The sequence below is a fragment of the Serratia sp. NGAS9 genome, assembly GCF_009905295.1.
In the GTDB taxonomy this organism is placed as follows: domain Bacteria; phylum Pseudomonadota; class Gammaproteobacteria; order Enterobacterales; family Enterobacteriaceae; genus Serratia; species Serratia bockelmannii.
Window position 1 is genome coordinate 3,562,087 of the sequence record NZ_CP047605.1, and the last position, 20,659, is coordinate 3,582,745.

The window sequence follows — 20,659 nt, forward strand, 5'->3', positions numbered from 1 at the left end:
GTTACGATGGATTCAGGCTTATGGCTTACACCACTTTTTCTCAGACCAAAAACGACCAGCTGCAAGAGCCGATGTTCTTCGGCCAGTCGGTAAACGTTGCGCGTTTCGACCAGCAAAAGCATGAAATCTTCGAAAAGCTGATCGAAAAACAGCTCTCCTTCTTCTGGCGCCCGGAAGAAGTTGACGTTTCCCGCGACCGTATCGATTACCAGGCGCTGCCGGAGCACGAGAAGCACATATTCATCAGCAACCTGAAATATCAGACGCTGCTGGACTCCATCCAGGGCCGCAGCCCGAACGTCGCCCTGCTGCCGCTGATCTCGATCCCTGAGTTGGAAACCTGGGTGGAAACCTGGTCGTTCTCCGAGACCATCCACTCCCGTTCCTACACTCACATCATCCGCAACATCGTCAACGATCCGGCGTTGGTGTTCGACGACATCGTCACCAATGAAGAGATCAAGAAGCGCGCGAAAGACATTTCCGGCTACTACGACGATCTGATCGAGATGACCAGCTACTATCACCTGCTGGGTGAAGGCACCCACCAGGTGAACGGTAAAACCGTCACCGTCAATCTGCGCGCGCTGAAGAAGCAGCTGTACCTGTGCCTGATGAGCGTGAACGCGCTGGAAGCGATCCGCTTCTACGTCAGCTTTGCCTGCTCCTTCGCGTTCGCCGAGCGCGAACTGATGGAAGGCAACGCCAAGATCATCAAGCTGATCGCCCGCGACGAAGCGCTGCACCTGACCGGCACCCAGCACATGCTGAACCTGATGCGTTCCGGCGCCGACGATCCGGAAATGGCGGAGATCGCCGAGGAATGTCAACAGCAGTGCTACGATCTGTTCGTGCTGGCCGCCCAGCAGGAGAAAGAGTGGGCGGAATACCTGTTCCGCGACGGCTCGATGATTGGCCTGAACAAAGACATCCTGTGCCAGTATGTGGAATACATCACCAATATCCGCATGCAGGCGGTCGGCCTTGGTCTGCCGTTCGAAACCCGCTCCAACCCGATCCCATGGATCAATGCCTGGTTGGTGTCCGACAACGTGCAGGTAGCGCCGCAGGAAGTGGAAGTGAGCTCCTACCTGGTTGGCCAGATCGACTCGGAGATCAACGCCGACGACCTGAGCGACTTCGAACTGTAAGCGATGGCGACGCCAATCGTAACGCTGCGCGCCGCCGGCACGCAGCTCTCCTGCCCCAACAGTGAAAACTGTCTGCTCGACGTGCTGGAACTGCACGACGTGCAGGTGGAGTATCAGTGCCGATCCGGCTATTGCGGTGCCTGCCGCCTGAAGCTGGTGAAAGGTGAAGTGACCTACCGCCAGCAGCCGCTGGCGTTTATCAACGCCGGCGAGATCCTGCCCTGCTGCTGCATGCCGCTGACGGATATCGAGCTGGAAATGTAAAGTCGGGTGCCGGAAACCGCGCCTGGAGACCAGAAGGCGGGGTTGCCCCCGCCCTATGATTACCGCTTCACCTCACACGCCAACCTGATCAGGATAGTGATATTTTCCTGGTAGATTTTCAGCTCGCACAGCGAGTCTCTTATCATCCAGATAAATAACAAAACCGTAATACATACAACTGTTAGCGAGTGAAACACATGCCTTAAGCGCATGCTTGCCTCCTTGCTGTGAAGGGGCTACCATAACGGTGTCTAGGCGTTAGGGCAGCCCCATTCTGATTGAGAGTCAGTTTGGGGCTTTCATCTATCCGCCTTGTCACACAATGCCCAAGACGAACAGTCTCAAGCACCCGTCAAGAGAGTAACAGCATTCTCTCGCCGCGAATATCCCCTATAACCTTATGATTAATTAGGGATATATAACTATCCTCAAAGTATTTCGCTTAGCGCCCCTTTCCCGCCGATGCGGAAAAATAACGTGCCGGAGAATCGCCAAAGGCTTTGCGAAACATGGCGATAAAATTACTCGGCGAGGCATACCCCAGCGTTTCCGCTATCTGCAGCACCGTCTCGCCTTCGGCCAGCTTCGCTAACGCATACGACAACCGGGCCTGCTGGCGCCACTGTGCAAAACTCAACCCCGTCTCGCCGATCATCAGCCGCCGCAGGGTACGCGGCGACATCGCCCCCCATTCAGCCCACGCCTCCAGCGAACGCTCGCTCCCCGGCTGCGCCAGCAAGGCCTGCAGAACGCCGGCCAGGCGCGGATGGGACGACATCGGCAAATGCAGTGGTTCCGTCGGCGCCAAACGTATCTCGTCCCGCATCACCTGCGCCATGCGATCCTGCTCCAGGGTGAGCGCGCTGCGCTTGTCCCAGCCTTCTGCTCGCTGAGCCAGCGCCTGCAGCACGGCGCTAATGCCGATGACGCAGGGTACATTCGACAGATCGTGGCAGGCCTCCGGCGCCAGCAGCAAACTCCAGCCGCTCAGTGCGCCGCAGACCTGCACCCGGTGCTCCGTCGCCGGTGGGATCCAACCCGCCCGCTGAGGCGGAAGCACCCAATCGCCCTGCGCCGTGCGTACATGCAACAAGCCGCTTTCGACGCACAGCAACTGCCCGCGCACATGCTGATGCCAGTCGTATTCGCGCGTGCCCAACCGATACTCCCGGCCTGCCGCGTCGCGGCCGCCAAGGGCGATCAGCCAGGGGCCCGCCCGCCATTCGCTGCAGTCTGCGTCAGTGAAGTGAGGGTTATCGTTCACATTGGCCACTTATCACTATTTTTAGTCCAGATACCGTTATATCAACCTTTTCCTGCGCCGACATAATGAAATGCTTCCGGCCGCTCCCGTTTGTGGCCACTGACTCACGAGGGAACATGATGACAACACCCAGCATTGGCATTATCGGCGCCGGGCCCGGCGGTCTGTGTCTGGCTCAGGGGCTGAGCCGCTTCGGCATCCACGCCACGGTGTTTGAACGCGACACCACGCCGCAAGCGCGCGATCAGGGCTACCGGCTGCGCATCGATCCGTCTGGCCAGCAGGCGCTGGCCGCCTGCCTGCCGCCGGCGCACTACCGGTTGCTCTGCGCCGGCAGCGCGCAAAACAGCGGCGAGAGCAATCTATGGGATCCGCAGCTTGCCCCGCTCACCGGCCGGCGCCCCGAGCACTGGTTGCCGTCCAGCCAGCGCCAAACGCAAGAACCGAGCGGCGATCTCGGCATTCATCGCCAAACGCTGCGCGAGATCCTGCTTGCCGGCCTGCAAGACCGGGTGCGTTTCGGCCATACCTTGCGTGAATTTGCACAAACGCCGCAGGGCGTGGAGCTACCGTTCGCAAACGGCGAGCAAGTGCGAGTCGATGTGCTGATCGCCGCCGACGGCGTCAACTCGCTGGTGCGGCGGCGCTGCCTGCCCGAGGCGGGGCCCGAAGACAGCGGCGCGGTCACCCTCTACGGCAAAACACCGCTCGATGCGGCAACCCGGGCCCAATTGGCCCCTGAGCTGCTGAACGGCGTATCGGTGATCTTCGCCGACGGCGTATCGCTGGTGATTGAACCGATGCGCTTTCAGGCGCCCATGGCGCAGCTGGCGGCCGACTACGCGCCCGATTGCCGCCTCACGCCGGTCGACGATTATCTCTATTGGGCCTGTATCGGATCGGCTGAACGGCTCGGCGGGCCGACACGGGCGAAGGGAAGCGCAACGCTGCAGGCACATGTACGGCATATCTCGCAGGGATGGGCGCCCGCTTTGCAAACGGCGTTAGCGCTGGCGGATCCCCTGTCGCTCAGCGTGCGGACGGTGCAGGTTACGAAGGCGATGCCGGTGTGGCACAGCGAACGCATCGCCTTTCTCGGCGACGCCGTGCACGCCATGAGCCCGGCGGGCGGGCTTGGCGCCAACACCGCGCTGGCGGACGCCGCCAGCCTGGCGACGCATCTGGCGCAAGCCGGCAGCGCCGCGCAGGCGCTCAGGGACTACGGTCTGGAACTGCACGTGCGGGGTGCCGCGGCGATTCGCCTGTCACGGCTGGCGTCCGAACGGCTGCAGCAAAGCCGTGACGCCGGCAACTCGGCGCCATGACCGTCACTCGATAATTTCCACCACCTCCAGCCAGGCGTTTTTACCGCACGCCTGGCCCCCATTCAGCCAGCGGCGCAGCATATCCAGCGCCAGCATCGCCACCGACTCCTGACGCAGCCGCAGGCCGTGGCGCGACGCGCGATAACGCACGGTCTGGCCAATGCCGCCACGCGGCGTGTGCAGCGCAATGCTCACCTGCTCATCGCGCATGGCGCTGACCGCCAACGCCAACGGCGCACCGGTCAACTCCGCCAGCGAGCGGGCGCGGGCCAGCGTCGTTTCCAGCGTTTCGATACAGTGCGCCGGCAGCAGCTCGCCCCCCGCCAGCGGTGCACCCTCGCTTTGCAGCTGCAGATTGATCAACCCGCCGCTGAATTGCTCGCTCAACGCCAGCTTCAGCCCTTGCTGACTCAGCCGCTGCGTCAACAACGCCGGCAACCCGACGGTGCCTTCAAAAATGCAGTTGTCCCCCGCCACTTCGCGCACGCGCCGCCATGCCTGCTCCATTTCCGCACGCCGGCTTTCCGGCCCGGTCAGCTTCAGTTCGATAATCGGGCTGGATGAGCGGTAACCCAGCACCACTTCCGGCGGCAGCGGCATGCCATCCAGCTCGGCGGCCAGATCGCTCTCGGAAGTGCCGAACGTCGTCAGGCGCAGGCATAGCGGCGGCGCCGGTAAGGTGAAGCGCTGGCGCAGGCGCGGCACGATCTGCTGTTCGACCATCACTTTGAATTCCGACGGTACACCGGGAGTGAAGAACATCTGACATTTGTTCAGCTGCAATGCGAAACCGCAGGCGGTGCCCACCGGGTTATCCAGCATTTCCGCGTTGGCCGGGATCTGCGCCTGCTTACGATTGGAAGGAGCCATCGGCCGCCCACGCTCGGTGAAATAGGCTTCCATGCGCGCCAGCCAGTCGGCCCGTTCGACCAGCTCTACGCCACAGGCTTTCGCCGCGGCCAGCGCGCTGAGATCGTCGCTGGTCGGCCCCAGGCCGCCGTTGACGATCAGCACATCGGCGATATGGCTTCGTTCCTGCAGGATCTCGATCAACGCAGAGAGGCTGTCTCCGACCGTTTCACGCCCGCTCATCGGCAGCCCCTGCTGGAACAGGTAGTCCGCCAGCCAGGCGGCGTTGGTATCAATAATTTGCCCGTGCAGCACCTCATCGCCGGTACTGAGCATCTCTACCCTTAACATTGATCTCTCCCACATTTTTTGGTCATTCCACTATAGAAGCCCGTAAATAACTTTTCACTAGCCGCCTGCGGATAATTTCAGCCATGGGTCCGTTTCTCATGTGCGATGCAGGCCTGCGAGATGTAAACATTAATGTACATCATGCGTAACGTCGGTTTGACACAAATTAGGGCTTCCACTATCCTGCCATCCTCATAAATCGTTACCTATAATTTTCAAAATCTTTCGGCTGGTAGAGAAAAAACGTGAAGAATCGCACTCTTGGCAGTGTTTTTATCGTGGCGGGCACCACCATTGGCGCCGGGATGCTGGCGATGCCGCTGGCGGCGGCCGGCGTCGGTTTCGGCGTCACGCTGGCCTTACTGGTCGGGCTGTGGCTGTTGATGTGTTACACCGCGCTGTTACTGGTGGAGGTTTACCAGCATGAGCAGGCGGATACCGGTCTGGGCACGCTCGCCAAACGTTATCTCGGCGGCGGCGGCCAGTGGCTGACCAGCTTTAGCATGATGTTCCTGATGTACGCCCTCACCGCCGCCTATATCAGCGGCGCCGGAGAACTGCTCGCCACCAGCATCAGCCAATGGACGTCGCAGGACTTCCCGGTGTCGCTCGGCGTCCTGCTGTTCACCCTGGTGGCCGGCGGCGTGGTGTGCATCGGCACCCACTCGGTCGACTTGTTCAACCGCATCCTGTTCAGCGCGAAAGTGGTGTTCCTGGTGGTGATGCTCGGCCTGATGTTGCCGAATATCCACCAGACCAATCTGATGACGTTGCCGCTGGAGCAAGGCCTGGCGCTGTCGGCCATTCCAGTGATCTTCACCTCTTTCGGCTTCCACGGCAGCGTGCCGAGCATCGTCAACTACATGGGCGGCAACATTCGCAAACTGCGTTGGGTGTTTATCATCGGCAGCGCGATCCCGCTGATCGCCTATATCTTCTGGCAGCTGGCGACGTTGGGCAGCATCAGCTCCGACACCTTCGTCGGCATCCTGGCTCAGCAGGCCGGGCTAAACGGCCTGTTGCAGGCGGTGCGTGATGCAGTAGCTTCACCGCACGTTGAACTGGCGGTGCACCTGTTCGCCGATCTGGCGCTGGCGACCTCGTTCCTCGGCGTCGCGCTCGGGCTGTTCGATTTCCTGGCTGACCTGTTCAAGCGTCAAGATAACGTGCGTGGCCGCCTGCAAACCGGCGCCATCACCTTCCTGCCGCCGCTGGCCTTCGCGCTATTCTACCCGCGCGGTTTCGTGCTGGCGCTGGGTTTCGCCGCCATCGCCCTGTCGGTGCTGGCGCTGCTGCTGCCTTCGCTGCTGGTGTGGAAAACTCGCCAAAAGCATCAGGCACAATATCGCGTCTGGGGCGGCACCCCTGCGCTGGCGTTGGTGTTTGTCTGCGGGGTAACGGTGATCGCCATTCAACTGGGCATCGCCAGCGGCATGCTGCCGGCGGTCGGGTAAGCGCCGAAAGACAAGAAATGATAGAGAGAAAGGGGCCGCAATGGCCCCTTTTTTCGCAGCCTTAGAAGCTCAGGCCGACACCGACATAAGGGCCATCGGCCAGGGTGTTGTCGCGACGCCCGTCTTTGCCTTCCATCTGCATGTAACGGTAGCCCACGTCCACGCTCAGCGGACGGAACTTCCAGCGCAGGCCGCCGCTGGCTTCGTTATAGGCCTTCACGCCGCTGGTGAAAGAGTCAGGCGCAAAGTAACCTTCGCCGTGCAGGCTGAAGTAGCGGTTGATCTCCCACTCCAGGCCGCCGCCCAGCGCGACCGCCCCGCCACTCTTCCCGTCTTTCGGGCTGAGGTACAGCGCTTTGGCGCCCACGGTCGCCGTCAACGGCCCCAGCGGCACGCCGAAGTTCAACCCCACGTTGCCGACATTGCCGTCGTGGTCGCTGCGCGCCCAGTTGCCGGTCAGGCCCAGACCTGAAGAGCCGGTGCTCATGCCAACGCCCAGGTTGGTGTAGTGTTGCCCGGCTTCGCCCGACACGCTGATGGCGTTCGCCGCACCGGTCACCAACAGCAATCCTGCCGCGCACGCGACCCAAGTCTTTTTCATCATCTTTCCCTCTGGTTTGTCATCCGTACCGAATGATCGAATCAACGCATAATAATAACGTCATGAGTCTATACCAAAGCGCAATGAGTATTTAAGGGATAAAAGCGAAAAAATTCTTCAATAATCAAATAAATGTAAGAATTTGCAAACAAAAATCCATATTCGTCAAGGCGATGCCAACGATAACCGAGACCTATTTGCCGTCGCTCGGCAATAGGGCTACAACTAGTAGTGGCTTTGACCAAGGTCAGGGGAAGAAGCCCCGCCAAAGGACTATGCTGATGAACGCTTAAACCGCCCGAGTCTTTACTTAACTGCACTACGATAAGGAGCAAGTGATGAGCAAGAAAGGACTGACCACCGCAGCCGGCGCCCCGGTTGTCGATAACAATAACGTGATCACCGCAGGCAAACGCGGCCCGATGCTGTTGCAGGACGTGTGGTTCCTGGAAAAACTGGCCCACTTCGACCGTGAAGTCATCCCCGAACGCCGCATGCACGCCAAGGGTTCCGGCGCCTACGGCACCTTTACCGTCACCCATGACATCACCCGCTACACGCGCGCCAAGATCTTCTCCGAAATCGGTAAGCAGACCGACATGTTTATCCGCTTCTCCACCGTCGCCGGTGAGCGCGGCGCCGCCGACGCCGAGCGCGACATTCGCGGTTTCGCCATGAAGTTCTATACCGAAGAAGGCAACTGGGATTTGGTGGGTAACGATACGCCGGTGTTCTATCTGCGCGATCCGCTGAAATTCCCCGATCTCAACCACGTGGTGAAACGCGATCCGCATACCAACCTGCGCAACCCAGTCTACAAGTGGGACTTCTTCTCCCACCTGCCGGAGTCGCTGCACCAGCTGACCATCGACTTCAGCGATCGCGGCATTCCGAAATCCTACCGTCACATGCACGGTTTCGGCAGCCACACCTTCAGCTTTATCAATGCCGCCAACGAACGTTTCTGGGTGAAATTCCACTTCCGCTGCGAACAAGGCATTGAAAACCTGATGGATGAAGAAGCGGAAGCGATCATCGCCAAGGATCGCGAAAGCTCACAGCGCGATCTGTTCGACGCGATCAAACGCGGCGACTTTCCGCGCTGGAAGCTGCAAATTCAGATCATGCCGGAACACGAAGCTTCGCAGACGCCGTATAACCCGTTCGATCTGACCAAGGTGTGGCCGCACGGCGACTACCCGCTGATCGACGTCGGCTATTTCGAGCTGAACCACAACCCCGACAACTACTTCTCAGAGGTTGAGCAGGTGGCGATGAACCCCGCCAACGTAGTGCCGGGCATCAGTTTCTCGCCGGATAAAATGCTGCAGGGCCGCCTGTTCTCCTATGGCGATGCGCACCGCTACCGCCTGGGCGTCAACCACCACCAAATCCCGGTTAACGGCGCCAAATGCCCGTTCCACAACTACCATCGCGACGGCGCGATGCGCGTGGACGGCAACAGCGGCAACGGCGCCACCTACGAACCGAACAGCTTCGGCCTGTTCCAGGAGCAGCCGGACTTCAGCGAGCCGCCGCTGAGCATTGAGGGCGCGGCCGACCACTGGAATCATCGTGAAGACGACGATTACTACAGCCAGCCGCGCGCGCTGTTCAACCTGCTGAGCGCCGAAGAGCACCAGCGCATGTTCACCCGCATCGCCGGCGAACTGTCGCAGGTGCCGGAACACATCCAGCGTCGTCAGGTCGAGCTGTTCACCAAGGTGCACCCCGACTACGGCGCCGGCGTCGCCAAGGCGTTGGGGCTGAAATAATCCCCTTGCATCATTCACTCAGCCGCCCTTACGGGCGGCTTTTTTATGCCTCAGAGAGACGCTGCGCCACCCACTGCTGCAACTGGCGGCGCGAAATCTTGATGCCGCCGTTTTTCAGCTCGTCAGGCAGCGGAAGCAATGCCGTCGGGCGTTGGAAATTGGCGAGCTTATCCTGCGACCAGGCGAGCAGCGTCGCCAGCGACAGCGACGGATCGCCATCGATTACCGCCACCGGCCGCTGGCCGAACTCGGCGTCCGCCACCGGCACCACAAACGCCTGCGATATCTGCGGGTGCGCCGCCAGCACGCGTTCGATATCTTCCGGCTGCACCCCTTCGCCGCCGCTGAAAAACAGGTTGTCCAGCCGGCCGAGAATGCGTAGCTCCCCCTCGATCATCGCGCCGCGATCGCGGGTCGCAAACCAGCCCTGTTCATCGGCCAGCGGCTGTAGATGACCATGACGCCAGTAGCCGAGTGCCAGGCTGTCGGCGCGGATCCAGACCTCTTCATCCACCAGTTTTACCTCACGGCCGCCGAGCGGCAGGCCGACGCCCGGCCGCGCATCGGCGCGCTTGGCGCACACCGTGGAGGCCAGTTCGGTCAGCCCGTAGCCGCACCAGCAACGGATCCCCGCCGCCTCCGCCCGCTCGGTCAGTTCCACCGGGATCATCGCGCCGCCGAGCAGCACCGCCTTCAGCGTCATGTCCGCCAGCGGTTGCGCCAGCAGCCGCCACAGCTGGGTCGGCACCAACGAGGCATGCGTGCATCCCGCCAACGCCTCGTTCAGCGGGTGCATCTCGCGCACCGCCAACCGGGCGCCCGCCGCCAGCCAGCGCCAGACGATACCCTGGCCGGAGACGTGAAACAGCGGCAATGACAGCAGCCAGCAATCCTCGCGCTGAAACGCCATCAGCCCCAACACCCCGGCGGCGCTGGCCAGATGGTTGGCATAGCTGTGTGCGGCCGCTTTCGGCATGCCGCTGGAACCGGAGGTCAACGTCAGCGTCGCCAGACGCTGCGCATCCCACGTCGGCAGGTCTGGCCAACGCGGCTCGGTCGACGGCGGGGTCAATCGAATCACGTCTTCCGGCAGCGCCGGCAACGAGTCCGGGCCGAAGACAAAGGTCATATCCAATTCCGGCAACAGCTGCGCCAGCAGCGGCGTCGGCAAGGCGGGATTGAGCGGCAACAGGCGTGCGCCGCACTGCAACAGCGCCAGATAGGCCAGCAGCAGCGGATAGCTGTTTTTACCGCACAGCGCCACACCGCAGCCCGGTTCAACGCCCTGATGCTGGAAATCCGCCGCCAGCTCATCCACCTGGCTCTGCAACGCCAGCCAGCTCAGCGGTTGTTCGCCGAGCATCAGCGCCGTCGCCTGCGGCTGAGTGCGCGCCCAGTGTCGCCACGGCCAATCGTTCAACGGCGCCATAGGCACTCCAGCGCCGAGACATCCAGCAGCGGCAACGCGCTGCCCGGCCACGGGCGCAGCACCTGCGCCTGCATCAACCCCAGCGTGTCCAGGCCCGGCACGGTATCCGGCGTCAGCCAATGGGCGATGCGCGCCAGTTGAGTCAACCCCAGGCTGGATTCGAGGCTGGAGCTGATCACCGCCGTCAGGCCCGCCGCGTGCGCCTGCGCCACCAGCGTCTGGCAACGCGCCAGGCTGCCGACCAGCGTCGGCTTGATCACGATGGCCGCCACGCCCGGCTCGGCCTGCACCACAAAGTCCGCCTCCCGCACGCTCTCATCCCAGGCGATGGCGATACCGGTCGCCCGGGCGAAGTCGCGCGATTCATCACGGGTCTTGCAGGGCTCTTCCAGGAAGGCGATACGATCGCGCCATGCCGGGTTAACATACCTGGCGAAGCCGTCGGCCTTGGCGCGGGTCCAGCTGCGGTTGGCGTCCAGCCGCAGCCGCAGATCCGGCAGCGCCTCCAGCAACACGTTGACGATCATGCCGTCCCGCACTGCCTCATACAGCCCCACCTTCACCTTGGCGACTTTCTCGCCCGGCAAAGCGCTCAATGTCTCGAACAGCTCATCCGGATCGCCGGTGCACAGCGGCGCCTTGCGAAAATCCGCCTGCATCGGCAAACGCTGCTCCAGCTCGGCCTGCGCACAGCTGAGCCCAAAGGCCACCGAGGGCAACGCGCTGTGCTCCGGTTCGTTGCCCGCCAACCAGGCCTGCAGCCAGCCCAACGCGGCCTGTTCGGCCTGCGCCGGCGTTTCCCGGCTGAATTCCGGCAGCGGCGCGATCTCGCCCCAACCTTCACGCTCGCCCTGACACAGCTGCACCACCCACCCGTCACGCGTTTTCAACCGTTGATTGCGCAGCACCACGCCCGCCTCCATCGGCAGGCTGTAACGGTATAGCGCCGCGCTGCGGTTTGTTCCGCTCATTACGGGTTACGCTTGAATTTGCTGAAGTCCGGTTGGCGCTTCTCGTTGAACGCGTTGCGCCCTTCCTGCCCTTCGTCGGTCATGTAGAACAGCATGGTGGCGTTGCCCGCCAGCTCCTGCAAACCGGCCTGGCCGTCGCAGTCGGCATTCAGCGCCGCCTTCAGACAGCGCAGTGCCATCGGGCTGTTCTGCAGCATTTCGCGGCACCAGCGCACCGTCTCTTTTTCCAGTTCGGCCAGCGGCACCACGGTATTGACCAGGCCCATGTCTAGCGCGGCGGCGGCATCGTATTGGCGGCACAGGAACCAAATTTCGCGCGCCTTCTTCTGGCCGACGATGCGCGCCATGTAAGACGCGCCCCAGCCGCCGTCGAACGAGCCCACTTTCGGACCGGTCTGGCCGAAGATGGCGTTATCCGCCGCGATGGTCAGATCGCACATCATGTGCAGCACGTGGCCGCCGCCGATCGAATAGCCGGCCACCATAGCTACCACCGGCTTCGGGCAGGTGCGGATCTGGCGTTGGAAGTCCAGCACGTTGAGGTGGTGTACGCCGCTGTCGTCGCGATAGCCGCCGTAGTCGCCGCGCACTTTCTGATCGCCGCCGGAGCAGAAGGCCTTATCGCCGGCGCCGGTCAGAATAATGACGCCGATGCCGTCGTCGTAACGGGCGTTGGCCAGCGCGTCGATCATCTCTTTGACCGTTTGCGGGCGGAACGCGTTGCGCACCTGCGGCCGGTTAATGGTGATTTTGGCGATGCCGTCGGTGGATTTGTGATACAGGATGTCTTCGAAATCGCCGGTGCAATCCTGCCAGGCGATAGCGGCATACAGGTGTTCTTCATTCGGATAAAGCATGTTCGGTTCCTTTAACCAGGGTTAACGAGAAATGTCTGCAGCTCGGCGACGAAATCCTGCGGATTGGCCAGATGCGCGTTGTGGCCGGCCTGCGGCACGATGCGCAACGGCAACCAGGCGTCGCGCGCCAGCCGTTGAAATTTGGGGTCGTTCTCACCGCACAGCACCCGCAGCGGCACGGTCAGTTGGCGCAGCTGCGGCGCCAGATAAGGCTGCCGCCCGAGCGAGGTGGCTTCGAGCATGTCGGCAATCGCCGGGCCGCTGTTGACCGAACGCGCGGCGATCAGCGCCTGGCGGTGCACATGGCTAAGCTCTTTGAACACCGGTTGCTGATACCAGTCCGCCAAGACTTCGGCAATCAGCTCACTGCGAAAACGCGCCGCCCATCGCGCATCCTGCTCGCAACGATCGCGGCGCTGTTGTTCGTCCTCAAGCCCCGGATTGCCGCCCTCGGCGATCACCCCTTGCAGGCCGTCATGGCGGCCGTGGCAAGCGTGATACATGGCGATGCGCCCGCCGAGCGAGTAGCCCACCAGCCAATAACGTTCAATATTGCGCAGTTGCAGGGTCGCGGCGATTTGCGCGCTGATGTCGTCGAAGCCGCGGCAGCCCACCGCCACGGAATCGCCGTGGCCGGGCAGATCGATGGCCAGCGACGGCCATTCCGGGCAGCGCGCGGCGATCACCCGCCATTCATTGTTGTTGCCGAGCAGGCCGTGCAGCCACACCAGCCACGGGCGGCCCGCTTCGCCCTGTTGCAAAATTCGCGTCGCCAGCATCATTGCACCGCCATCTGTTGTACCAGGTATTGCAGGCTTTCGGCCCCTTCACTCGGCGACACCTGCAGTTCTATCAGCGTGGCGCCGCCGCGCCGCCAGCCTTGCTCAACCGCTTGTTGCAGCTGGCTCCAGTTCTCCGGCCGCGCGTAGTCAAGCTGGAACATCGCCGCCGCATGGCTGAACTCGACGTTCTGCGGCATGCAGTAAAAGCGCTGACGATCTTCTTCGGGCGTCGGCAGCAGCGAGAAAATTTGGCCGCCGTTGTTATTGACGACGATCAGCACCGTCGGCGCCGAGCAGTGGCGCAGCAGCGCCAGCGCATTGAGGTCATACAGTGCGGAAAGGTCGCCCACCACCGCCAACGTTGGCCTGGCGGTGGCACGTTGTACGCCGGCGGCGGTGGAAATCAGACCGTCGATACCGCTGGCGCCACGGTTGCTGAATACCGGGTAAGCGACGGGCAATGGCGTTAACGCGTCGATCAGTCGCACCACCAGGCTGTTGCCGAGAAACAGCTGGCCGTTCTCCGGCAACAGTTCCGGCAGGCGGTGCGCCAGCTGCGCTTCGCCAAAGTTATCGTACAGATGCGTGGACGCCGCCGTCAGCGCCTTATCCGCCAGCGCAGCCAGCCCGGCGGCCCACGGCGCGCGCGGTTGCGCCGGATGCTGCGCCAACCACTGCGCCACGCCGGCGCGCAGGCGCCGCCCCCGGTGCTGGGCCGGATCGAGCTGCCCCGGCAGCTCGTCGATGACCCAATACTCTTCCGGCCGGCACTGCGCCTGCCACTGCAGCAGGCGTTTGCCGGTCAAGCTGCCGCCGAACTGCACCACCAGCTGCGCGTCTTGCAACAGGCGCTGCGCCTGCGGATGCGCGAGCCATAAATCGGCACAGGGCAGCGGTTGCCCGGTCTGCGACAGTACATCGCCGATCAGTGGCCAACCCAGCGTTTCGGCCCATTCGGCCACCTGTGCGCCCTCTTGTGCGTTCATGCGGCCGGCGAGCACCACGCCGCGCTTTTGTCGCCAGAAAAACCAGTCCGGCTGCGGCAATGGCACTGCATGCGTCTCGCTTTCCTGCAGCCAAGGCCGATCGCTCTGCCACCAGTCGCCCAGCGCGGCGGACCAATCGGCATAGTGACGCTCATCGCCGCCGTACAGCGGTTCGGCGAACGGGCAGTTGATATGCAAAGCGCCATGCTGCAAGCGCGCCATCGCGCTGTCGACGCTGGAGGCCAGCCACGCGGCCGGAATATCCGGCGTAGGACGCGGCAGATCGATCGTCAGCGTCGGGTGGCTGCTGTAGAGGCCGTTTTGACGGATCGCCTGATTGGCGCCGCAGTCGATCAGTTCCGGCGGCCGATCGGCGGTGAGAAACACCAGCCGTTCACCGGTCAGGCCGGCTTCGATTAAAGCCGGGTAAAGGTTCGCCGCCGCGGTGCCGGACGTGACGATCACCGCCACCGGCTCACGCGCCGCCTTCGCCAGCCCGAGTGCCAGATGACCGAGCCCGCGCTCATCAAAATGGGTATGGCAGATAAACGATCGGTTGGCCGCGGCGGCCAGCGTCAGCGGCGTGGAGCGCGATCCCGGAGCGATACAAACATGCCGCACCCCATGGCGGGCCAGCGCCTCGAGCAGCACAGCCGCCCACCGGCGATTAAAAACACTTGTCGACATAGTTCGCTCACAAGTCAGTTAGCAGAGATCGTCTCCGACGCAGCCGACAGACGCCGCGCCTGTAGTTACGCTCTGTATTATATGAGGTGTTATTTTCACGGCTTTTGCGCCAGCGCAAGAACGCCGTATATCCCTGGGTGTTTACACCAGATAATTATTTGATTTAGAACAAAAAACAAACAATAAATACACAAACACTTTACACTTGCGGCGGCGTCGGCTCAATCCGTCCATATAAAAACAAGGGAAATAGGGGTGCTCCAACGGCGGCTAGCGGGAAGTATAGGCGGGATAAGGAAAAGCTTTCGGTAAAACGGCGGAATGAACAACACAGTCTGAAGAAAAACACGGGGCGGCCTGCGCCGCCCCGATGGCATGGTTTATTTGCGAGCCAGCAACAATCCCAGCACCAGCCCGACGGTGGCGCCGATGCCCACGCTGTGCCAGGGTTTGTCCCGCACGTAGTCGTCGGTGCGGTGCACCGCTTCTTTGGCGCGCGCATAGTAAGATTCGCCGGTGTTCGCCCAGCGCGCCTTGACCTCACTCAGCGCCTGCTCGGCGTGCGACTTGATGTCGATGTAGGCCTGATCCGCGCGGTCGCCGGTGTATTGCAGCACTTCTTCCAGCGTCTCGGTCAGCATTCTCAGATCGTCATCCAGCGTAGTTTGCTCAGCATCCGTATGTCTTGCCATCGTGAGATCTCCGTGGTTGAAAAATTAAGCGTTCCTACACTATAGACAAGGATCGCCGCCTGCGGCCATCGGACTTTTACCCTAAAACACCAATTGCACCTTGGCAGCCTGGCGTTTATCGCCGGCAAACGTCAGCGCCTGCGCCAACTGCCCGCTGGCGAATTCCGCCGACAGCAACGGCAGCGGATCGATCACGCCGTCGGCCAGCCAGGCCACCGCCAACGTGAACTCCGCCACGAAGCGGAACGATCCAAGCAGATTCAGTTCCTTGGCAATCAACAACATCAGCGGAAAATCGGGGAAGCTGCCGCCCATGCCCACCTGCACCACAGTGCCTTTGGCGCGGGTGATCTCCAGACAGCGCTGCAGCGACTGCGGGTGCCCCGCCACTTCGAAGGCGACGTCAAAATACCCCTTGTCCTGCAGATAACCGCTAAAATCGTCGTCCGCGGCATGCAGGCACCGATCGGCCCCCATTTGCCTCGCGATCGCCAGGCAGCGCGGACTGAGATCGGCGCAGACAATCTCGGCGGCGCCCAGCGCTTTCAGCGCCGCCACCAGCAGGCAGCCGATCGGGCCAACGCCGGACACGAAAATCTTTTTCCCCGTCACATCGCCGGGCTGCTTCGCCGCGTGGACAGCCACCGCCAGCGGTTCGGCGAACACCATTACCCTGTCGTCGCGATCGGCAGCGTAAGGAATGCACTGCGCGCTATCCACCACTTTGTATTGGGTAAAAGCGCCGTCGACGTGCGGAAAATACATCGCGCTGCCGAAAAAGCGCATCTCGACGCATTGATTGCTTTGCTGCGCCAGACAGTATTTGCACTGCCCGCAGGGTTTGCTGGGATTGAGCGCCACCTTCTGCCCGACCGGCAGCTGCGGCGAATCGCTGGCGACCACCTCACCGATCACCTCATGGCCCAGCACCATCGGCTGACGCACCTGAAAATTGCCGACCTTGCCTTCCTGGAAGTAATGCAGATCCGAGCCGCAGATGCCGCCGCGGCTGATTTTTACCAGCGTTCCCTGCCCCCGATAATCCACTTCTTGCGCGATCACCGCCACGTCTCGCTTGCCATTGACCACGCAGGACTGGGTTTGAATTTTCATCTCCAGACTCCACGAAAAAAGATTACACCGCCGCAGACATGCCGCCATCGACAAACAGCAACTGCCCGTTGACGAAGGCGGAGGCGTCGGCGGCCAGGAACACCGCCGCGCCGATCAACTCCTGAGGATCGCCCCAGCGCGCGGCAGGCGTGCGTTGGGTCAGCCAGGCGGTGAATGCCGGATCGTCGGCCAGCGCCTGCGTCATCTCGGTTTTGAAGTAGCCGGGGGCGATGCCGTTGACCTGAATGTTGTAGCGCGCCAGCTCCACGCACATGCCGCGCGTCAGCATTTTCACCGCGCCCTTGGACGCCGCATAAGGGGTAATGGTGTCCCGCCCCAGCTCGCTTTGCATCGAACCGATATTGATTATCTTGCCGCGCCGGCGCGGCACCATATAACGCGCTACGGTCTGCGACACGATGAAGACCGCCTTCTGGTTGACGGCGATGATGTCGTCCCAGTCTTGCTCCGGAAATTCGGTGAACGGGTGGCGGCGCTGGATACCGGCGTTGTTGATCAAGACGTCTATCGCGCCGATGTCCGCTTCGATACGGTCGATGGCGGCATGCACCGCCTGGGAGTCGGTGACGTCGAACGCCGCCGCATCGGCGCGCAGCCCCTCTTCACGCAGGCGATCGGCGGCGTGCCGGGCATGTTCTTCGGTGGTGGCATTGATCAGAATATGCGCGCCTTGCTGTGCCAGGCCGCGCGCCAGCAGAAAACCAATGCCGCGCGAGGCACCAGTGATTAAGACGGTTTTGTTATCCAGAGAAAACAGGTTGTGCATGGTGATTCCCGGCCTTCAGGCCTCCAATCGGACAGACCTCTATCTCAGCCGATTGTTACCGGTAAAAACGTGATGGGAATCACTGAAAATAATGTTACGAAACCCTGTTACTTTTAACGTGATCTCACGCAATCCCTACAGGAAGAGTCAATACCTATCCCTTTTAAAATAGACAATTTTCAACAGCGTTACCGTCCTGGTTATCAGGAGATACTGCCGCACAGCGGCGCGGCAGCAACTCACTCGGCGGCACCGTTTGAGCCGGCATTCGGGTCCATCGGCGGCGTAGCGCGGGCTTTATCGCTGCGTGCCGCCCACCACAGACCGCTGTTTTTCATCGCATAGCCGAACAGCAGGCCCACCAGCAGGGAAAGCGTCACCAGCGGCCAATCGCCGCCGCCGGCGAAGGTCGCACAGGCGCCGATAAAGGTGCCGGGTACGAATCCCAGCCACTGCTGTTTAGCCTGAATGCACATAAGGAACGCCACGATGCCGGTCAGCAGATACCCCAGCAGATTCCACTGCGGCGCCAGTTCGCTGCCGTGGATGATCGCCATTGCCCAGAAGACGCCGCTGCAGCAGGTCAACGCGCCGATCAACAGCCCTTTCAGTCCGCCCTGCGGGCAGGCGAAATACGCCGTGCAGCCGAGAAAGCCGGCCCAACCGATCAGGCCCAAACTGACGGCAACCCATCCCCAAACGCCGGACAGGATCCCGGTGGTGACGGCAATGGCGAAAAGAACGTTCATAAAGTGACCTGCAGCAAAAAGAAAGCGCGCAGTTTACCCGAAAACAGGCCAATTTATGCGATGAAAATCACACTATAAATGTAATTAAAGAATCATTAATTATAAAAAATAGATATTCATCACAAAGTAATTAGCGAGGGAACCCCACCCGGGACGTCTTCCATGCCAACAACAGGCACACCACGGTGCTGCCCAGGAACAGCAAATGGGTTGCCTGATTCAGATCGACGCGATCGACCACCACGCCCAGCAAGATCGGCACCCAGTTGGCGATATAAGCGATAACGTAAAACAGCGAAAGCAAGCGCGCATGGCTGGTCGGCGGCGAAATCAGGTTCACCAGGGTCGCGCTGCCGACGAAAATGGCGCCATAAGCATAGCCGGCCACCACCAGCCCCACCGCCGCCAGCCCAAGAGAATGCCACTGGATCGCCATGGTGAACACCACTGCCGCCAGCACCTGCGCCAGGCAACCGAACAACAGCGAATGACGGGCGTTAACGCGGCGGCTCAGGATCTGGCTGATACCGGCGATCAGCAGATACACCGCAATCGCATAGCCAAAGACGCCACGAGCGTGCAGGCCTAACAGCGTTTCCGCCACGCCGGGGCCGATTGCCAAAATACTGGCGGCCAGCGCCCAACAGATAAATAAAGCCCCTGCACACACAAAGAATTTACCGCCGGTGGCGCGCAAGCCATCGAGCAGCGAGCTGTTTTCTGTCTCGGCCGACGTAACATGGCTCGGCGCCGTAACCACGCCACGCGGCCACGAGAACATCACGCCCAACGCAGCCACGGCGGCCATGACCATGATGAAAACAAATGGCAGCGTCGTGGGATGGAAACCGGTCTGCAAGGCGATGCCGCTGAAGATCGGGCCCAGCGCCAATCCGGTGGTGAATGACAGCGTCGCGATCAACGCCGCATTTTTGCCGCCGTCGCGCGGCCCAAACCGCACCAACGCGATGTTCGCCGCGCCGGTTAGCGCCCCGGTGCCCACCCCGGCCAACAGCCGCGCCATCAGCATCATGGCAAAGGTATCAGCCCGCGCGAACAGCAGGGCGCCGCTCAACACCACCAGCAATGCCGGCACGATCATGCTGCGTAAATCCTTTACTTTGCCGGCCAGATTGCCGACGCCGAACAAAGAGATCAGCACGCCGGCGGCATAGGCGCCGTAGATGACGGTCAGACTGACCGAGCTTAGCGTAAGCTGCTGCTGATACAGCGGATAAAGCGGCGTCGGCGCGCTGCTGTTCAGCAATGCCGACATCAAAGCCAGCGCCAGGAACAATAAAATTGTCCTGCCCGACGCCTGAGCATTTTGCGGCGCCGCAATCTGGCTGGCGGTATTTTCTGACATGTTTCAACTCCCAAAGTCGGCAGACGGCGGCCTGCCGTCGACATTTTCCTCACCCGGCCTGCCGGGAACGGCGCTTATCATAGCGTTCCGGCGACGGGCGAAGTATCGTCAAGAATGAATCACCCTGATGCATTCTTGCATCACCGGAGAAATAACCGCCGATGTGCAGCCCGCTAACCGTCTTTCTCTCCCCCCGGGCAGAACAACGCTTTATGATAGAAACCGTTATTGTTCGCCTGGCTCGGCCTGTGCCCCACGGCGCCGACAAATCTGCAGAGAGGAAATGGCATGATGAATTGGGACGACGCGCGCTTCTTTTTGGCCGTCGCACGCTGTGGCACGCTACGCAAAGCCGCCAACCAGCTGCATGTCGATCAGGCGACCGTCGGTCGACGGCTCTCCGCTTTCGAAGACGCTCTCGGTTCCAAGCTGTTTATCCGCACGCCGAAATCCTTCGCCCTCAGCCCGTTGGGGGAAGAAATGCTGGCGGACGTGATGAAGATGGAGAATGCGGTGCAGGCGATCAACCGCAAAGCCGCCAGCGGCGATGACAGCCTGCACGGCCACGTGAGCATCGCCACCACCGATACCCTGGCCGAAGCCTTCGTGATACCCGCGCTGCAAGATCTGCGGGAACGCTATCCGGCCATCACCGTCACGCTGTTGACGGCACTGAACATCGCCGATATCTCTTATCACGGCGCGGATCTGGCGATCCGCGGTGCACGCCCCGATGACGATGAACTGATCATCAAGCGGCTGGCCACCATCGAGATGGGCCTGTACGCCAGCCCGCACTATCTGGCTCGGCGAGGTATGCCGGTCAAAGGCGAGCAGCTGCGCGGTCACGATCTGCTGATGTTCCCGCGCGAGCTGGTGCCGCGCCACTGGAACAATTTCTGCGGCGAAGCCCTGCACGAGCCCAACGTCGTGCTGCAATGCAATTCACAGCTGCTGCTGCGCTCCGCCACTCGCAGCGGGCTAGGCATCGGCCTGCTCTCCGCGTTTCTGGCGGATAAAGACCCGGAGCTGGTGCGCCTGTTGCCAGAGAATAAAGACTGGGTGGATATCTGGCTGGTGCTGCATCCCGATTTGCAGCGTGCCGCCCGCGTGCGCGCGGTGGTGCAGGCGCTGGAAACGTCGTTTAGCGCCCATTACGGCTGAGTGCCGTTTCTCCATAAAAAAAGGCCGCCGAAGCGACCTTTT

At 61.6% G+C, this 20,659-nt stretch carries 20 protein-coding genes; 6 read left to right on the forward strand and 14 right to left on the reverse strand.

From position 1 onward, the window contains the following. Positions 1-20: 20 nt before the first annotated feature. Both nrdB and yfaE read left to right on the forward strand, forming a co-directional pair. On the forward strand, positions 21-1,151 hold the full coding sequence (gene nrdB / locus GUC32_RS16940) for a class Ia ribonucleoside-diphosphate reductase subunit beta (RefSeq protein ID WP_019453694.1): 1,131 nt from the start codon (positions 21-23) through the stop codon (positions 1,149-1,151). Between the two features lie 3 nt (positions 1,152-1,154). Continuing rightward, a complete protein-coding gene (yfaE, locus tag GUC32_RS16945; RefSeq protein ID WP_025303642.1) occupies positions 1,155-1,415 on the forward strand; it encodes a class I ribonucleotide reductase maintenance protein YfaE in 261 nt (86 codons plus the stop codon). A gap of 59 nt (positions 1,416-1,474) precedes the next feature. Here the strand turns inward: yfaE and GUC32_RS16950 are convergent, their stop codons facing one another. Together GUC32_RS16950 and GUC32_RS16955 are read right to left on the reverse strand one after the other, a co-directional pair. Further along, positions 1,475-1,627 carry a Hok/Gef family protein gene (locus GUC32_RS16950; protein WP_004935921.1) on the reverse strand — a complete coding sequence of 51 codons (153 nt, stop codon included), beginning with the start codon at positions 1,625-1,627 and terminating at the stop codon, positions 1,475-1,477. A 230-nt stretch (positions 1,628-1,857) separates the two neighbouring features. Beyond that, positions 1,858-2,679: a helix-turn-helix domain-containing protein gene (locus tag GUC32_RS16955; protein ID WP_043136550.1), complete on the reverse strand. Its 822-nt coding sequence runs from the start codon at positions 2,677-2,679 to the stop codon at positions 1,858-1,860. A gap of 116 nt (positions 2,680-2,795) precedes the next feature. Here GUC32_RS16955 and GUC32_RS16960 point away from each other — a divergent pair, with 116 nt between their 5' ends. After that, positions 2,796-4,004, forward strand: coding sequence for an FAD-dependent oxidoreductase (locus GUC32_RS16960; RefSeq protein ID WP_369435345.1), 1,209 nt, complete (start codon positions 2,796-2,798; stop codon positions 4,002-4,004). 3 nt (positions 4,005-4,007) lie between these two features. On the opposite strand, the gene GUC32_RS16965 is transcribed toward GUC32_RS16960, so the two are convergent. After that, positions 4,008-5,204: a nicotinamide mononucleotide deamidase-related protein YfaY gene (locus GUC32_RS16965; protein ID WP_043136517.1), complete on the reverse strand. Its 1,197-nt coding sequence runs from the start codon at positions 5,202-5,204 to the stop codon at positions 4,008-4,010. A gap of 245 nt (positions 5,205-5,449) precedes the next feature. Here GUC32_RS16965 and tyrP point away from each other — a divergent pair, with 245 nt between their 5' ends. Then, entirely contained in the window at positions 5,450-6,658 is a 1,209-nt protein-coding gene (gene tyrP, locus GUC32_RS16970; protein ID WP_004935940.1) for a tyrosine transporter TyrP, read from the forward strand. A 61-nt stretch (positions 6,659-6,719) separates the two neighbouring features. On the opposite strand, the gene GUC32_RS16975 is transcribed toward tyrP, so the two are convergent. Beyond that, the gene (locus GUC32_RS16975) at positions 6,720-7,259 is read right to left on the reverse strand and encodes a YfaZ family outer membrane protein (RefSeq protein WP_369435346.1); all 540 of its coding nucleotides are present in this window, start codon (positions 7,257-7,259) and stop codon (positions 6,720-6,722) included. Between the two features lie 338 nt (positions 7,260-7,597). Here GUC32_RS16975 and katA point away from each other — a divergent pair, with 338 nt between their 5' ends. Beyond that, positions 7,598-9,034: a catalase KatA gene (gene katA / locus GUC32_RS16980; RefSeq protein WP_369435347.1), complete on the forward strand. Its 1,437-nt coding sequence runs from the start codon at positions 7,598-7,600 to the stop codon at positions 9,032-9,034. A gap of 43 nt (positions 9,035-9,077) precedes the next feature. On the opposite strand, the gene menE is transcribed toward katA, so the two are convergent. From menE to GUC32_RS17030, 10 genes are all read right to left on the reverse strand, one after another. Continuing rightward, a complete protein-coding gene (gene menE / locus GUC32_RS16985; RefSeq protein WP_264383662.1) occupies positions 9,078-10,463 on the reverse strand; it encodes an o-succinylbenzoate--CoA ligase in 1,386 nt (461 codons plus the stop codon). After that, the gene (menC, locus tag GUC32_RS16990; RefSeq protein ID WP_025303649.1) at positions 10,451-11,434 is read right to left on the reverse strand and encodes an o-succinylbenzoate synthase; all 984 of its coding nucleotides are present in this window, start codon (positions 11,432-11,434) and stop codon (positions 10,451-10,453) included. Before menC ends, menE begins: the two co-directional genes overlap by 13 nt. Continuing rightward, on the reverse strand, positions 11,434-12,291 hold the full coding sequence (gene menB / locus GUC32_RS16995) for a 1,4-dihydroxy-2-naphthoyl-CoA synthase (RefSeq protein WP_025303650.1): 858 nt from the start codon (positions 12,289-12,291) through the stop codon (positions 11,434-11,436). The genes menC and menB overlap by 1 nt, the downstream gene beginning before the upstream one ends. A gap of 11 nt (positions 12,292-12,302) precedes the next feature. Next, positions 12,303-13,073, reverse strand: coding sequence for a 2-succinyl-6-hydroxy-2,4-cyclohexadiene-1-carboxylate synthase (menH, locus tag GUC32_RS17000; protein WP_369435348.1), 771 nt, complete (start codon positions 13,071-13,073; stop codon positions 12,303-12,305). Further along, a complete protein-coding gene (gene menD / locus GUC32_RS17005) occupies positions 13,070-14,746 on the reverse strand; it encodes a 2-succinyl-5-enolpyruvyl-6-hydroxy-3-cyclohexene-1-carboxylic-acid synthase (RefSeq protein ID WP_369435349.1) in 1,677 nt (558 codons plus the stop codon). Before menD ends, menH begins: the two co-directional genes overlap by 4 nt. 380 nt (positions 14,747-15,126) lie before the next feature. After that, entirely contained in the window at positions 15,127-15,438 is a 312-nt protein-coding gene (gene elaB, locus GUC32_RS17010; protein ID WP_025303653.1) for a stress response protein ElaB, read from the reverse strand. An 81-nt stretch (positions 15,439-15,519) separates the two neighbouring features. Continuing rightward, positions 15,520-16,551, reverse strand: coding sequence for an L-idonate 5-dehydrogenase (idnD, locus tag GUC32_RS17015; protein ID WP_099817464.1), 1,032 nt, complete (start codon positions 16,549-16,551; stop codon positions 15,520-15,522). A 22-nt stretch (positions 16,552-16,573) separates the two neighbouring features. Next, positions 16,574-17,338, reverse strand: coding sequence for a gluconate 5-dehydrogenase (idnO, locus tag GUC32_RS17020; RefSeq protein WP_025303655.1), 765 nt, complete (start codon positions 17,336-17,338; stop codon positions 16,574-16,576). Between the two features lie 239 nt (positions 17,339-17,577). Beyond that, a complete protein-coding gene (locus GUC32_RS17025) occupies positions 17,578-18,087 on the reverse strand; it encodes a DUF1097 domain-containing protein (RefSeq protein ID WP_025303656.1) in 510 nt (169 codons plus the stop codon). Between the two features lie 130 nt (positions 18,088-18,217). Then, a complete protein-coding gene (locus GUC32_RS17030; protein WP_197819230.1) occupies positions 18,218-19,453 on the reverse strand; it encodes an MFS transporter in 1,236 nt (411 codons plus the stop codon). Between the two features lie 288 nt (positions 19,454-19,741). Here GUC32_RS17030 and GUC32_RS17035 point away from each other — a divergent pair, with 288 nt between their 5' ends. Next, positions 19,742-20,617 (forward strand): LysR family transcriptional regulator, encoded by an 876-nt coding sequence (locus GUC32_RS17035; RefSeq protein WP_025303658.1) that lies wholly within the window; start codon positions 19,742-19,744, stop codon positions 20,615-20,617. Positions 20,618-20,659: the final 42 nt, after the last annotated feature.